Annotated in this window: 13 protein-coding genes; 4 read left to right on the plus strand and 9 right to left on the minus strand. The window is 67.6% G+C overall.

Annotation, left to right across the window (positions count from 1 at the left end; all coding sequences use genetic code 11):
• Positions 1–30: 30 nt before the first annotated feature.
• The 3 genes from F3J15_RS08660 to pcaG all read left to right on the plus strand — a co-directional run bounded on the left by F3J15_RS08660 (position 31) and on the right by pcaG (position 2185).
• Positions 31–606 (plus strand): YiiX/YebB-like N1pC/P60 family cysteine hydrolase, encoded by a 576-nt coding sequence (locus tag F3J15_RS08660; protein ID WP_166889764.1) that lies wholly within the window; start codon positions 31–33, stop codon positions 604–606.
• Between the two features lie 274 nt (positions 607–880).
• Positions 881–1588, plus strand: coding sequence for a protocatechuate 3,4-dioxygenase subunit beta (pcaH, locus tag F3J15_RS08665; protein WP_006489685.1), 708 nt, complete (start codon positions 881–883; stop codon positions 1586–1588).
• A gap of 3 nt (positions 1589–1591) precedes the next feature.
• Entirely contained in the window at positions 1592–2185 is a 594-nt protein-coding gene (pcaG, locus tag F3J15_RS08670) for a protocatechuate 3,4-dioxygenase subunit alpha (RefSeq protein ID WP_069251368.1), read from the plus strand.
• Between the two features lie 444 nt (positions 2186–2629).
• Here the strand turns inward: pcaG and F3J15_RS08675 are convergent, their stop codons facing one another.
• Positions 2630–3409: a helix-turn-helix transcriptional regulator gene (locus tag F3J15_RS08675; protein WP_166889766.1), complete on the minus strand. Its 780-nt coding sequence runs from the start codon at positions 3407–3409 to the stop codon at positions 2630–2632.
• Between the two features lie 142 nt (positions 3410–3551).
• On the opposite strand from F3J15_RS08675, the gene F3J15_RS08680 reads away from it, so the two are divergent.
• Positions 3552–4331 (plus strand): alpha/beta hydrolase, encoded by a 780-nt coding sequence (locus F3J15_RS08680; RefSeq protein WP_166889769.1) that lies wholly within the window; start codon positions 3552–3554, stop codon positions 4329–4331.
• Positions 4332–4369: 38 nt separating this feature from the next.
• Here the strand turns inward: F3J15_RS08680 and F3J15_RS08685 are convergent, their stop codons facing one another.
• The 8 genes from F3J15_RS08685 to F3J15_RS08720 all read right to left on the minus strand — a co-directional run bounded on the left by F3J15_RS08685 (position 4370) and on the right by F3J15_RS08720 (position 13714).
• Positions 4370–5197, minus strand: a complete 828-nt coding sequence (locus F3J15_RS08685; protein ID WP_124577619.1) for a M55 family metallopeptidase — start codon at positions 5195–5197, stop codon at positions 4370–4372.
• Positions 5194–6276, minus strand: coding sequence for a P1 family peptidase (locus F3J15_RS08690; protein WP_166889772.1), 1083 nt, complete (start codon positions 6274–6276; stop codon positions 5194–5196). Before F3J15_RS08690 ends, F3J15_RS08685 begins: the two co-directional genes overlap by 4 nt.
• The gene (gsiD, locus tag F3J15_RS08695) at positions 6276–7169 is read right to left on the minus strand and encodes a glutathione ABC transporter permease GsiD (protein WP_166889775.1); all 894 of its coding nucleotides are present in this window, start codon (positions 7167–7169) and stop codon (positions 6276–6278) included. The genes F3J15_RS08690 and gsiD overlap by 1 nt, the downstream gene beginning before the upstream one ends.
• Positions 7170–7176: 7 nt before the next feature.
• Entirely contained in the window at positions 7177–8097 is a 921-nt protein-coding gene (gsiC, locus tag F3J15_RS08700; protein ID WP_166889777.1) for a glutathione ABC transporter permease GsiC, read from the minus strand.
• A gap of 79 nt (positions 8098–8176) precedes the next feature.
• The gene (gene gsiB, locus F3J15_RS08705) at positions 8177–9739 is read right to left on the minus strand and encodes a glutathione ABC transporter substrate-binding protein GsiB (protein WP_089447484.1); all 1563 of its coding nucleotides are present in this window, start codon (positions 9737–9739) and stop codon (positions 8177–8179) included.
• A 95-nt stretch (positions 9740–9834) separates the two neighbouring features.
• A complete protein-coding gene (locus tag F3J15_RS08710) occupies positions 9835–11742 on the minus strand; it encodes a dipeptide ABC transporter ATP-binding protein (protein WP_166889780.1) in 1908 nt (635 codons plus the stop codon).
• 29 nt (positions 11743–11771) lie between these two features.
• On the minus strand, positions 11772–12773 hold the full coding sequence (locus F3J15_RS08715; protein ID WP_166889783.1) for an isoaspartyl peptidase/L-asparaginase: 1002 nt from the start codon (positions 12771–12773) through the stop codon (positions 11772–11774).
• Complete coding sequence (locus F3J15_RS08720; protein WP_166889787.1) at positions 12770–13714, minus strand: MurR/RpiR family transcriptional regulator; 945 nt, start codon at positions 13712–13714, stop codon at positions 12770–12772. Before F3J15_RS08720 ends, F3J15_RS08715 begins: the two co-directional genes overlap by 4 nt.
• Positions 13715–13849: the final 135 nt, after the last annotated feature.

Genomic DNA, 13849 nt, shown 5'->3' on the forward strand with positions numbered 1-13849 from the left:
TCCGTGCTGTCACTGAACGACGGAGCCGACATGACCACCCGAACCGAAACCGCCGCCTACGAATCGCATCACACCGCCCCGCGCGATGCCCGCGACACGGATCGCACGATGCCGCTCGCCACGGTCCGCACGCTGGCCACCAGCGCGCATGTCGGGGATCTCGTGTTCATCCGCGTGCCGGCGAATGCGCCGCGCGACGCGGCAGGCGCGACGGGCTCGACGGGTGCGTGGGCCAATCGCTTCGGCATCGTCGTCGACACGTCGGGTGACGAGCCCGTGATCGCCGAATCCGCGTTTGCGTGGACGAAGCTCACGCCGCTGTCGCGCTTCGTCGCCCGGACCGACGGCGGACGCATCGCGCTGGCCCGTCGCGTCGCGGCGCCGACCGCCGATGCGCAGCGCCAGGTGCACGCAACCGCCGAACAACGGATCGACGCACTGCTCGGCAACGGCTTCAACCTGCGGACGCGGCGCGGGTTCTGCGCGAGCTACGTGAGCGACGTGCTCGGTGCCGACCGGGATGCGACGCCGGCCGCACTGCTGCGCAGCGGCACGCTGTCACTCGAATTCGACGGGATCGTGTTCGATCCCGGCCGCCAGTCATAACAGGCGCTCAGGGAGACCGGATAACAACAAGAACGACAACACAAAAAAAGCGGCGACGGGCTGGCTGGAGGGCCGTGCACGGGGTCGTCACCGACGACGCGAAGCCCGATCGCTTTTTCCGCCGGACAGGCATCCTGTCCGGCGGAATTTTCATTGGCGCATCGAACATAACGAACGGTTATGCGATTCGCGAAAAAAGGTCATTTTGCATAACTTTCCGGATTGGCTACAGTCGTGCCATCCACTTCGCGAAATACCTATCAGGAGACGCCCGATGGATTCCCCCACGATCCTCACGCCGCGCGACTGGCCGTCGCATCCGGCCTATGTCCACCCCGAGTACCGTTCGTCCGTGAAGCGCGGCCCGACGCGCCCGCTGATCCCGCTGAAGGAGAAGCTCCGCGACCAGTACGCGCCCGTCTACGGCGCCGAAGATCTCGGTGCGCTCGACCATGACCTGACGAAGAACGCCGTGAAGAACGGCGAGCCGCTCGGCGAACGCATGGTCGTCACGGGCCGCGTGCTCGACGAAGGCGGCAAGCCCGTGCGCAACACGCTCGTCGAGGTGTGGCAGGCGAACGCAGCCGGCCGCTACGTGCACAAGGTCGACCAGCACGACGCGCCGCTCGACCCAAACTTCCTCGGCGCCGGCCGCTGCCTGACCGACGACGAAGGCCGCTACCGCTTCCTGACGATCAAGCCCGGCGCATACCCGTGGGGCAACCATCCGAACGCGTGGCGCCCGAATCACATCCACTTCTCGCTGTTCGGCGATTACTTCGGCTCGCGTCTCGTCACGCAGATGTACTTCCCCGGCGACCCGCTGCTCGCGTACGACCCGATCTTCCAGGGCACGCCCGAGGCCGCGCGCGATCGCCTGATCTCGCGCTTCTCGATGGACATCACCGAAGAAGGCTATGCGCTCGGCTACGAATTCGACATCGTGCTGCGCGGCCGCGACGCTACCCCGATGGAGCGCTGAACCATGACGACGCTGAAGCAAACCCCTTCGCAGACGGTCGGCCCGTACTTCGCGTACGGCCTGTGCCCGCAGCAATACGACTACGACCTGAAGAGCTTGTTCACGCCGACGATCGCCGCGGCACACGCCGAAGGCGAGCACGTGCTGCTGGTCGGCCAGGTGTTCGACGGTGACGGCAACGTCGTCGGCGACGCAGTGCTCGAATTCACGCAGGTGGACAGCGCGGGCCGCTACCCCGCGTCGCGCGACGACATCGCGAAATCCGGCTTCACGGGCTTCGCGCGGGTCGGCACCGGCACCGATGCACAGCAGCGCTTCGTCGTCGAGACGGTGAAGCCGGGCCGCATCGCCGCCGGCGAAGCGCCGCACATCAACGTGACCGTGATGATGCGCGGGATCCTCACCCATGCATTCACACGCGTGTACTTCGACGACGAAGCGGCCGCGAATGCAACCGACCCCGTGCTGAACGCCGTGCCGGCCGAACGCCGCGCGACGCTCGTCGCAAAACGCGACGCGCAGCCGGGCCGCCCGGTCGTCTACCGTTTCGACATCCGCATGCAGGGGCCGGACGAAACCGTGTTCTTCGACGTGTGACGCGCGGGCCGGCGCACGCCGGCTTCGCTCGCTACCGCACCGCCGCGTGGCGCGATACCAACAGGCATCGCGCCACGCGGCGTTTCTTATCCCCCGTCTCGATTATTCGATGTTGCAATGCAGCATGTCATGTCGCGAGTGCCGATGGCCTTGTGACGGGCCTTCAGCCCCGGTATCGAATGTGCGATTGAAACGCATGCTGCGACCGCACACAAGTCGTCGGTCCGGCAGGATATCGTTTGCGCGTTATGCGGCGTATTCTTCGTTATCCGCAATGAGGCAACGAGATTGAATCGCAATAGGCAACAATTACGCATGTAATGCGCGGCACTGTCCGGCCGGCTGTGCGCGCATTTTTCTGACCGAGTGCCTTTAAACGCGTCTGACCGAAGTTGGCAGGCGCGTATTTTTTGGCGGTAGCCGGCGGGCGCCGATTCCTTCCGGTCAGCGCCGAATCTCCAGATACCGGCTCGGTGTATCGCCCAGAATGCGGCGGAATGCCGACGTGAACGCGCTTGCGCTCGCATATCCGAGATCGAGCGCGACCCGCGTCACCGGCTGCCCGTCGCTCAGGCGCGCGATCGCCGCGAGCATGCACACCTGCTGGCGCCATACGGCAAAACTCACGCCCGTCTGCGCACGGAACTGCCGCGTGAACGTGCGGCGGCTCAAGCCCGCGTCCGCGGCCACCTGGTCGAGATCGGCCGCGATCGACGGCGATGCGAGCAGATGCCGGCACACCTTCGCCAGCCGTGCGTCGGCCGGCAGTGGCGCATGCAGCGACAGGCGCGGCATCGTCGCGATTTCCGCGACCAGCAGCGCCATCAGCTTGCCCGCGCGCCCGTCGACGTCGTACAGGGCCGGCAGGTCGATCGCATCGTCGATCAGTTGCCGCAGCAGCGCCGATACGCCATACACACCGCACTGCTCGGGCAGCCCCGCCTCCTGCGCCGCGTCGCCGGACACGAACGTGTTGAGCATCGTGACCGGCCCGGTCATCGTCATTTCGTGCCGCACGCCGGCCGGCACCCAGAACGCGCGCTGCGGCGGCACCAGCCAGCGCCCGTGCGGCGTCGACACGCTGATCGTGCCGCGCGACGCGAACGCGAATTGCCCGCGCCCGTGCGCGTGTTCCGGAAACGTCGTGCCCGCCGCATAGTCGTTCGCGGTCACGACCACGCTTCGCGGAATGTTTTCGTAGGGATCTAGCAGCGTATTTCTCACGGCCCGAATTCCATCATCAATGACCCGATATCGAAGGCGGGTCTCCTTCGCGCGATCTACGATCCGCTCCACCCTTGCGCGACCTGACGGCCGCAAGACCCGTCGGCCTGATCGGCCGGATTACCACTGCATCGGAGCGGACATGCCGAATACGTTTCATCGCGTGGGGGACGGCCCCCACCCTGTTCTTGTACTGCCCGGCTGGTTCGGCGACGCCCACGCGTTCGAACCCGTCGAAGCGTGGCTGTCGCGTGAACACTTCAGCTATGTATTCATGGACTACCGAGGTTACGGCCGCATGCGCGACGCAGCGGGCCACTATACGATCGACGAGATCGCCGCCGACGCGCTCGCGCTGGCCGACGCGCTCGATTTCGCGACCTTCAGCATCGCCGGCCATTCGATGGGTGCGATGGCGGCCGAGAAAGTCGCCGTCATGGCGCCCGAACGCGTGCGCGCGCTGGTACCGATCACGCCCGTGCCTTGCGGCGGCCTGCCGTTCGACGCGGAGAAGCGTGCGCTATTCGAGCGCGCCGCCGACCACGTCGCCGATCGCCGGACCATCATCGATCGCAGCACCGGCGGCCGGCTGCCCGCCGCCTGGGTCGAGTGGAAAGCGGCGTATTCGGCAGCCCGTTCTTCGTCGCCTGCGTTCGGCGCGTACTTCCGCGCGTGGGCCGATACGGATTTCGGCGACGAGATCGCCGGCATCCATCCGGTGAAAGTGCTGATCGGCGAGCACGATCCGGCGTTCGACGCGGCACTGATGGCCCGCACCTACCTGCGGCGTTATCCGCTCGCCACCGTCGACGTGCTGCGCAATGCGGGCCACTACCCGATGAACGAGACGCCGCTCGCGCTGGTCGCGGCGATGGAAGCGTTCCTGCTCGCCGTGACGGCGAACCCGGTCGGCAACCCCTGACGACGCGCGGCGCGCAAACAACATGGCGGTCACGCGCATCACCGCAGCATGAACGACATCGCCGACAAGCTGTTCAGCGTGCGCACCACATGCTCGACCGAGGGCCCGTCGAAGCGCAGCGTCACCGCATCGACGCGCTCCAGCGACGGCAGCACGCAGAACAGGTCGGCCAGCGCCGCCGTCTGCACGCGTAGCGTGCACGCGGCCGGCGCGGGCCGATGGGCGCCGGCGCGCACGCCGGCCGACAGCGCGTGCGCAACCGCTTCGCGCGCCGCCGCTGCGATCCGCGCGCATGACGCAGCGGGCGTGAGCGTATCGCCGCTCGATGCGCCGCCGGCCGTCTTGACCGTCTCGAAATGCGCATCCGGAAACAGCGGCTGCGTTTCCTCCGCGAACACGTCGTCGCCCGTGGCCAGCGCGACATGCGCGCCGTATTCGCGTGCCAGCGCACCGTACAGCCCGGCTTCGCCGAGCTCGACGCCGTTCAGCCATACCTGCGTGAACGCAAAGCTGTTGATCGTGTGCGCGAGCACGCCGCGCGTTTGCGATTTCGCGTGATAGCCGATCATGAACACGAGATCGGGCTGCTGTTCGAGGCCCGTCATCAATCCGAGCGTGCGCGGCTTGCCGAGCACGACGCGCGCACGCGCATCGAGCCCGTCGGGCAGCAGGTTGCGGAAACCGCCGTGCGAATCGTTGACCCACACCGCCTGCGCGCCGCCCATGAACGCGCCTTCGATCGCCGCGTTCGCCTCGGCGGTCATCCAGCGGCGCGCGCGCTCGTATTCCGGATTGCCGGCACGCGTCTGCTCGGTGGCGAATACGCCGGCGACACCTTCGATGTCGGTCGAAATCAGGATCTTCATGACTGGGTAAGACGTCCTTCGTGGCCTTCGTTGAACAGGCGATCGAGATCGGGCACCGCATCGCGCAGCGATTGCCGCACGTGGCCGTCGCGCCCAACCACCGTCACGGCCTGCAGCAGCGCGTCGGCGATCGCATGCTCGACGCTTTCGGCCGCGGCCATGAACAGCGGATCGAGCGCCGCATCGGCAACGAGGGCCGGCAGCGCGAGAGTCGATGCGTCGTGCGCGATCGTGTATGCGGTGGAGAATGCGAGCGCGATGTCGCCGCTGCCGTGCCCGTAGACCGAGCCTGTGCGGGCCAGCCCCGCCCCGGCGCGGCGCGCGAGCCGTGACAGTTGCCGCGCATCGAGCGGCGCGTCGGTAGCCAGCAACAGGATGATCGATCCTTGCTCCGGCGGCGCCGCATGCGCGGCCCCGGCCGCACGCCGTTGCGCGACGATGCGCCCGAGCGGCACGCCGCCGAGCGTGAGCATCGGCAGCCGGCCGAAATTCGCGAGCACGAGCGCGCCGACCGTATAGGGCCGCCCTGCCGCGACGGCGACGCGCGATGCCGAACCGATCCCGCCCTTCAGGTCGAAGCTCGCCATCCCGCGCCCGGCACCCACCGCGCCGCGTGCGACGTCACGCGATGCCGCGCGGCACGCGTCGTCGTAATGCGCGGCCGTGACCGCGAACGCCTGGATGTCGTTCAGATAGCCGTCGTTGCACTCGAATACGAGCGGGTTGACGGTCGACCAGTCGCGGCCGATCTGCGGATTCGCCGCGATCGCCGCGCGAATCTGCGCCTGCGCGACCGCGCCGACGCCGAACGTATTGGTCAGCGCGATCGGCGTCTCGAGCGTGCCGAGTTCGTCGACCTGCACGAGCCCGACACTCTTGCCGAAGCCGTTGATCACCGCAGCCCCCGCCGGCACCTTGCTGCGGTACACGTCGCCCGGATGCGGCTTCACGACGGTCACGCCCGTCTGCACGCTGCCGGCATCGAGCGTGCAATGGCCGACCGTCACGCCCGGCACGTCGGCGATCGTGCCACGCGGCCCGGCCGGCAGCGTCGCCGCCCACATCGGTGCATGGCGCATCAGCGACGCTCCAGCTTCGGATCGAGCGCGTCGCGCAGCCCGTCGCCGAGCAGGTTGAACGCGAGCACGGTCAGGAAGATCGCCAGGCTCGGGAAGATCGCGATGTGCGGCGCCGTCACCATGTCCGCCCGCGCCTCGTTGAGCATCGCGCCCCACTCCGGCGTCGGCGGCTGCGCGCCGAGCCCGAGGAACGACAGGCTCGCGGCCGTGATGATCGACGTGCCGATCCGCATCGTGAAGTAGACGACGACCGACGACACGGTGCCCGGCAGGATGTGCCGCATGATGATCGTCCAGTCGGATGCGCCGATGCTGCGCGCGGCCTCGACGTACGTCATGTGCTTGAGCATCAGCGTGTTGCCGCGCACGAGCCGCGCGAACGCCGGGATGCTGAAGATCGCGACCGCGCAGATCACGTTGACCATCCCGTTGCCGAGGATCGCGACCACGCCGATCGCGAGCAGGATGCCCGGGAACGCGAACAGCACGTCGGCCACGCGCATCGTGATGCGATCCCACCAGCCTTCGTAGTAGCCGGCGAGCAGCCCGAAGAACGTGCCGACCACCGCGCCGAGCGCGACCGAGAAGAAGCCGGCCGCGAGCGAGATGCGCGTACCCGTGATGATCCGGCTGAAGATGTCGCGGCCGAGCGAATCGACGCCGAACCAGTGCACGGCCGACGGCCCCGCGTTCAGCGCGTCGTAGTCGAAATAGTTCTCCGGATCGAACGGCACGATGTGCGGGCCGACGAACGCCAGCACGACGAGCGCCAGCACGAAGCCGCCCGCGACGAGCGCGACGGTCTGCTTGCGGAACTTGCGCCAGAATTCGCGCCACGGCGTGCGGATCGCGGTCGATGCGGCCGGCGCCGCGGGCTGGACTGTCGCGTTCATGCGCGCCTCACTTGAACCGGATGGTCGGGTTGATGACCGCATACAGCACGTCGACGGTCAGGTTGATCAGGATGAACTCGAGCGAAAACAGCAACACGATCGCCTGGATCACTGGGTAGTCGCGCATCGTCACCGCGTCGACGAGCAGGCGGCCGAGCCCCGGCCAGTTGAACACGACCTCGACGACGATCGAGCCGCCGAGCAGGAAGCCGAACTGCAGCCCCATCATCGTGACGACCGGGATCATCGCGTTGCGCAGGCAGTGCTTGAGCACCACCTTCGGCTCGTGCACGCCTTTCGCACGCGCGGTGCGCACGAAATCCTCGTTCAGCACCTCGACGAACGACGCGCGGGTGAAGCGCGCCATCACGGCCGCGACCGCGGCGCCGAGCGTCAGCGACGGCAGCACGTAGCTCTTCCACGAACCGTCCGGCACGACCGGCAGCCAGCCGAGCTTCACCGAGAAGACTTCCATCAGCAGCATGCCGAGCGCGAACGCGGGAAACGAGATGCCCGACACCGCGAGCGTCATGCCGAGGCGATCGGGCCAGCGGTTGCGCCACACTGCCGACGCGATGCCGATCGCCATCCCGAAGGCCGTCGCCCACACCATGCTGACGAGCGTCAGCAGCAGCGTCGGCATGAAGCGTTCGCCGATCTCGGTCGAGACCGGCCGCTTGCTGCGCGTCGACATGCCGAAATCGCCGTGTGCGATCTTCGTGAAGAAGTTCACGAACTGCGCGGGCAGCGGCCGGTCGAGCCCGAGATCGGCACGCACGAGCGCGATCGTCGCATCGTCGGCTTCGGGGCCGGCCGCGAGCCGCGCCGGGTCGCCCGGCAGCAGGTGGACGAACAGGAACACCAGCACCGCGACGATCGCGAGCGTGGGCAGCAGGCCGAACAGGCGTTTGACGAGAAAATTCAGCATGGGGCACCGATCGAATCAGCGTGCCGGCGGCTTGCGCCGCCGGCACCGCATGGCGGACGAACCGCCGTCATCACCACTGTCATTTCAGCGAGATTTCGTCGAAGTTGAACGAACCGTCCGGCATCACGTATGCACCCTGCAGCCGCTTGCTGCGCGCATACACTATCTTCTCCTGCACGAGGAAGATCCACGGTGCATCGGTCCAGATCTGCTTCTGCGCATCGGCGTAGAGGTCGGTCTTCTTCGCGCGATCGACCGTCTCGAGCGCCTTCGTCAGATCGCCGTCGACCGTGTCGTTCTTGTAGTACGCGGTGTTGACGAGCTTCGGCGGCGCCGACGCACCGGCGAGCAGCGGCGTGATCGCCCAGTTCGCTTCGCCGGTCGACGACGACCAGCCGATGTAGTACATCCGCACCGGCGCCTTCGCCGGATCCGGCGCGCTCTCGACCTTCGCGACGCGCTCGCCGGCCTCCAGCGCCTGCACCTGCACCTTCACGCCGACCTGTGCGAGCTGCTGCTGCACGAACTGGATCGCCTTCTGCGACGTCGAGTTGTTATACGCGGACCACAGCGTCGTCTCGAAGCCGTTCGGATAGCCGGCCTCCTTCAGCAGCGCGCGCGCCTTCGCCGGGTCGTACGGCCACGGGCCCAGCTTCGTCGCGTATTCGACACCCTGCGGCACCACGCCGGTGGACGGCGTCGCGAAGCCGGAGAACGCGACCTTCGCGAGCGCTTCCTTGTTCACCGCGTAGTTCAGCGCCTGGCGCACCTTCGGGTTGTCGAACGGCTTCTGCAGCATGTTCAGCGACACGTAGCGCTGCACGATCGACGGCCGCTCCACGATGTCGACCTTCGGGTTGCCCTTCAGGTCGACCGCCTGCTCGAACGGGATGCGGAACGCGAAATCGGCTTCGCCGGTCTTGATCAGCGCTGCACGCGTGTTGTTGTCGACCACCGGCTTCCAGTCGATCGCGTCGATCTTCGGATAGCCCTTCTTCCAGTAGCCGGCGAACTTCTTCACCTTCAGGTCGTCGGTCTGCTTCCATTCGACGAACTCGAACGGGCCGGTGCCGACCGGATGCAGCGCGATGTCGCGGCCCCACTTCTTCAGCGCGGCCGGCGAGATCATCACGGCCGACGGGTGCGCAAGCGTGTTGATCAGCGCCGAGAACGGCTCGCGCAGCGTGATCTTCACCGTGTACGGATCGACCACTTCGGTCTTCTCGATCACGCGGAACATGTTGTAGCGCTTCAGGTGGTTCGCGGGATCGGTCACGCGGTCGAAGTTCGCCTTCACGGCCGCCGCGTTGAAATCGGTGCCATCGTGGAACTTCACGCCCTGGCGCAGCTTGATCGTGTACGTCTTCGCATCGGGGCTCGCGTCGTAGCTGGTCGCCAGCACGTTGACGAGCTTCATGTCCTTGTCGAAGCCGAACAGCCCCTGGTAGAACGACTTCACGACGGCCTGCGACACCGTGTCGTTCGCGTCGTACGGGTCCATCGTCGTGAACGTCGAATCCACCGCCATCACCGCGGTCTGCTGCGCGAACGCGGGCACCGCGGCCGACAGCGCGAACGCGCCGGCAAGCGCGACGAAACACGCGCGCGGACGAAACATCGGGAACGGATGCTGCTTGGTCATTTTGCTGGGCTCCTATCGGTGAATCGGTGACGCCTCACGGGCGTTTCGGTTTCGACTTCCTGTACGCTCGCGCATCGCCGTCGCGATGCATTGCTTCAGTACGCGCCGCCGACGCGATGCGTCGCGACGTAATGATCGGGGCCGACCGCGACGAGCGGCGCGACGGCGGGCTCGTCGCCGACCGCGCGGATCGGGCTCGGAATCTCGTCCGCCGCCAGCTGGCGCGGCGCATGCCTGCGTGCCGGATCGGCCACCGGTACCGCGCTCATCAGCTTCTTCGTGTACGGGTGCTGCGGCGCCTCGAACACCGCGCGGCGCGGGCCGATCTCGACGATCTGGCCGAGATACATCACCGCGACGCGATGGCTGATGCGCTCGACCACCGCCATGTCGTGCGAGATGAACAGGTACGCGACGCCGAGCTCGCGCTGCAGGTCGAGCATCAGGTTGACGATCTGCGCCTGCACCGATACGTCGAGCGCCGACACCGATTCGTCGGCGATCACGACCTTCGGGTTCAGCGCGAGTGCGCGCGCGATCGCGATCCGCTGGCGCTGGCCGCCCGAGAATTCATGCGGATAGCGGCGCGCGGCCTCGGGCGGCAGGCCGACCTTGTCGAGCAGCCAGTCGACGCGCGCCTGCGCTTCGCGGCCGCTCGCGACGCCGTGCACGAGCAACGGCTCCATGATCGAGAAGCCGACGGTCAGGCGCGGGTTCAGCGACGCGAACGGATCCTGGAAGATGAACTGGATGTTCCGGCGCAGCGCCTGCAGGTCCGGGCCCTTCAGCGCACTGATGTCGCGGCCGTCGAACTCGATCGAGCCGCTCTGCGATTCGACAAGGCGCAGCAGAGAGCGGCCGGTGGTCGACTTGCCGCAGCCCGATTCGCCGACCAGCGCGAGCGTCTCGCCCGCGCGCAGTTCGAAGCTCACCCGTTCCACCGCATGCACGTATTGCGACACGCGGCCGAACACGCCGCTCTTCACCGGGAAGCGCGTCACGAGATCGCGCACGCGCAGGATCGGCGACGCGGACTGATCGACGGGCCGCTGCGCGGCGTCGTTCGCCGCGGGTGCGGGCGACGCCGCCGGTGCGGCCGCGTTTGCGCCGTCAACCTTCAGCAGCGGGAATTTCTCGGGCGCATCGGTGCCCTGCATCGAGCCGAGTTTCGGCACGGCCGCGAGCAACGCGCGCGTGTAGCGATGCTCAGGCGTCGCGAAGATGCGATCCGATTCGCCCTCCTCGACCTTCTCGCCGCGATACATCACGAGCACGCGGTCGGCCACTTCGGCCACCACGCCCATGTCGTGCGTGATGAAGATCACGCCCATGTTCATTTCGTCCTGCAGCCCGCGCACCAGCTGCAGGATCTGCGCCTGGATCGTCACGTCGAGCGCGGTCGTCGGCTCGTCCGCGATCAGCAGCGACGGCCGGCACGACAGCGCCATCGCGATCATCACCCGCTGCCGCATCCCGCCCGACAACTGGTGCGGATAGCGCGCGAACACGCGGCGCGCCTCCGGGATACGCACGAGTTCGAGCAGCCGCAGCGTTTCCGCGCGCGCTTCCGACAGGCTTTTCGACTGATGCAGCGCGATCGCCTCGCTGATCTGGTCGCCGACGGTGAACACCGGGTTCAGCGACGTCATCGGCTCCTGGAAGATCATCGCGATATCCGCTCCGCGAATGCCGCGCATCGTCGCGCCGCTGGCCTGCGCAAGATCGACAATCGCGCCGCCGCGACGGCGGAACGCGATCCGGCCGTTCGTGATCGCGCCGCCGCCGTGCTCGACGAGCCGCATCAGCGCGAGCGACGTGACCGACTTGCCCGAGCCCGATTCGCCGACGATCGCGAGCGTCTCGCCGCGGTCGACGTGAAACGACACGTTGCGCACCGCGTCGAACGTCGCGCCTTCGCGGCGGAACGTGACCGACAGGTCGTCGACGGCCACCACGCGCTGCTCGGGCAGCACCAGGCCGGACGGGTTACGGCTCGAAGTCATCGTGGGTCTCCTCCTCGTGCGGTCCGGAATCAGGCCGTGTCGTCGTCGCGATAGATGCCGACCACCGGCGCTTCACCGACGCGCGCATAGCCGCGGTACATCCCTTCGGTGTTGAACGGCATCGCGACGTTGCCCTGCGCATCGACCGCGATGATCCCGCCGCGGCCCGCGAGTCGCGGCAGCTTGTTCATCACGACGTCGTGCGCGGCGTCGGCGAGCGATGCGCCGCGATACGCGATCTGCGCGGCGACGTCATGCGCGGTCGCGAGCCGGATGAACATCTCGCCGGTGCCCGTCGACGACACCGCGCACGTTGCGTCATCCGCGTAGCAGCCCGCGCCGATGATCGGCGAATCGCCGACACGCCCCGGCTGCTTGTTCGTGATGCCGCCCGTCGACGTCGCCGCCGCGATGTGGCCGTGCTGGTCGCATGCGACCGCGCCGACCGTGCCGTGCTTGCGGTCCGGATCGAGCGGTTCGGCCGGCTGCTGCCGCGACGGTGATGCACCGAACGTGAACGTCGCCGCGTCGTGGTCGAGCATGACGCCCGCCGCTGCGCGCGCCTTGACCCACTGCGCGCGACGCGCCTCGGTGTCGAAGTAGCCCGGTTCCGCGAGTTCGAGCCCCTGCGCGGCCGCGAACGCATCGGCGCCCTCACCGGCGAACAGTACGTGCTCGCTGGCTTCCATCACGCGCCGGGCGGCCAGCACCGGATTGCGCACGCGCGTCGCGCAGCAGATCGCGCCGGCGCCGAGCGTCGCGCCATCCATCACCGCCGCGTCGAGTTCGTGCTTGCCTTCGGCCGTATAGACGGCGCCGCGCCCGGCGTTGAACAGCGGACAATCCTCGAGCAATCGCACCGCGACGGTGACGGCGTCGAGCGCGCTGCCGCCATCGGCCAGCACCTTCTGCGCGGCCGCCAGGATGGCGGTCAGTTCGGCACGGTACTGACGTTCGGTGTCGGAATCCATCGCCTCGCGCAGGATCGTGCCTGCGCCGCCGTGAATCGCAACGATCGCGGGTGAAGTCATGTTTTTTTTGGACGGTGAGTAGAAGGGTTGGCGGCCGGTAGCATCGCTTGCGGCTGGACGAGCCACGGCAGCAGGAATTCGGTCATCTCGGCCGCGGATTTCGCGGACCGGTGCGTGCGCAGCGCGACCGCGTCGATCAGCGCCTCGATCATCGCGAGCACGGCCGCTTCCGACGTCGCCGCGAAGCGCCGCTCGGCCGTGACGTACAGGTTCAGCGACGCGATCGGCGCAAGCGGCGATTGCGGGCCGTCGGAGATACCCAGTACACGTGCACCGCGCGCTGCCGCGCGCCGGGCCAGTTCGATCGTGTCCTTCACGTAGCGCGGAAACGCGAGCGCGATCACGAGATCGCGCGAGTCGGCCGTATACAGCCGCCGCGCCGCGTGCGACGGGCCGCCGAGCAACGCGAGCGACTGCACGTTGTCATGGCAGACGGACAGCCCATGCTCCATCAGTCCGGTCAGAAACGCGCTCGATCCCGCACCGAGGATCAGCACGCGCCGCGCGCCGACGATCGCCTCGACCGCGGCCTCGACATCGGCTGCGTCCAGTTGCGCACGCGTGTTCTCGATGTTCGCGACGGCCTGGTCGAATACCGCGTCGATCCACGCCGCACCACGTACGCCGGGCTCCTGCTCCTGCGCGGAACGCAACCGCTCGACCGGCCCGAGCGTCGCCTCGAAGCCACGCACGAGCGCCGCGCGCATCGCCGGATAGCCGTCGAAACCGAGCGCCTTCGCAAAGCGGTTCGCGGTCGCGATCGACGCGTTCACGGCCTGCGCGAGTTCGTCGATGCGCATCGTCGCCGCGCGGAACGGATTCGCGAGCACGAATTCGCCCATGCGGCGGTGGATCGGCGTCATCAACGGCATCGCCGACGCGATCCGCTCGGCGATCGCGGGTTCGTCGTAACTGGCGTCGTGCGGAACGAGAGGCGTCATGCGAAGGGTTGTTGCAAGGATGATGAAAATGAATTTACACAACTCCCGTCTCGAAAAGAAATAAATTTTCATCAGGGTTGTCACGCTCCGTCCCGCGCCTTTCGATCACCCGACGCTCGCACAGCCCCGCCGCAC

This window comes from Burkholderia sp. Ap-955 (assembly GCF_011753045.1).
In the GTDB taxonomy this organism is placed as follows: Bacteria; Pseudomonadota; Gammaproteobacteria; order Burkholderiales; family Burkholderiaceae; genus Burkholderia; species Burkholderia lata_D.

Bases quoted from the DNA above. Each gene is read 5' to 3' on its own strand.
- F3J15_RS08685 (WP_124577619.1), bottom strand. From the start codon at position 5,197: ATGAAGATCCTGATTTCGACCGACATCGAAGGTGTCGCCGGCGTATTC.
- gsiB (WP_089447484.1), bottom strand. From the start codon at position 9,739: ATGACCAAGCAGCATCCGTTCCCGATGTTTCGTCCGCGCGCGTGTTTC.
- F3J15_RS08660 (WP_166889764.1), top strand. From the start codon at position 31: ATGACCACCCGAACCGAAACCGCCGCCTACGAATCGCATCACACCGCC.
- gsiC (WP_166889777.1), bottom strand. From the start codon at position 8,097: ATGCTGAATTTTCTCGTCAAACGCCTGTTCGGCCTGCTGCCCACGCTC.
- F3J15_RS08720 (WP_166889787.1), bottom strand. From the start codon at position 13,714: ATGACGCCTCTCGTTCCGCACGACGCCAGTTACGACGAACCCGCGATC.
- gsiD (WP_166889775.1), bottom strand. From the start codon at position 7,169: ATGAACGCGACAGTCCAGCCCGCGGCGCCGGCCGCATCGACCGCGATC.
- F3J15_RS08690 (WP_166889772.1), bottom strand. From the start codon at position 6,276: ATGCGCCATGCACCGATGTGGGCGGCGACGCTGCCGGCCGGGCCGCGT.
- F3J15_RS08680 (WP_166889769.1), top strand. From the start codon at position 3,552: ATGCCGAATACGTTTCATCGCGTGGGGGACGGCCCCCACCCTGTTCTT.
- pcaG (WP_069251368.1), top strand. From the start codon at position 1,592: ATGACGACGCTGAAGCAAACCCCTTCGCAGACGGTCGGCCCGTACTTC.
- F3J15_RS08715 (WP_166889783.1), bottom strand. From the start codon at position 12,773: ATGACTTCACCCGCGATCGTTGCGATTCACGGCGGCGCAGGCACGATC.
- F3J15_RS08710 (WP_166889780.1), bottom strand. From the start codon at position 11,742: ATGACTTCGAGCCGTAACCCGTCCGGCCTGGTGCTGCCCGAGCAGCGC.
- pcaH (WP_006489685.1), top strand. From the start codon at position 881: ATGGATTCCCCCACGATCCTCACGCCGCGCGACTGGCCGTCGCATCCG.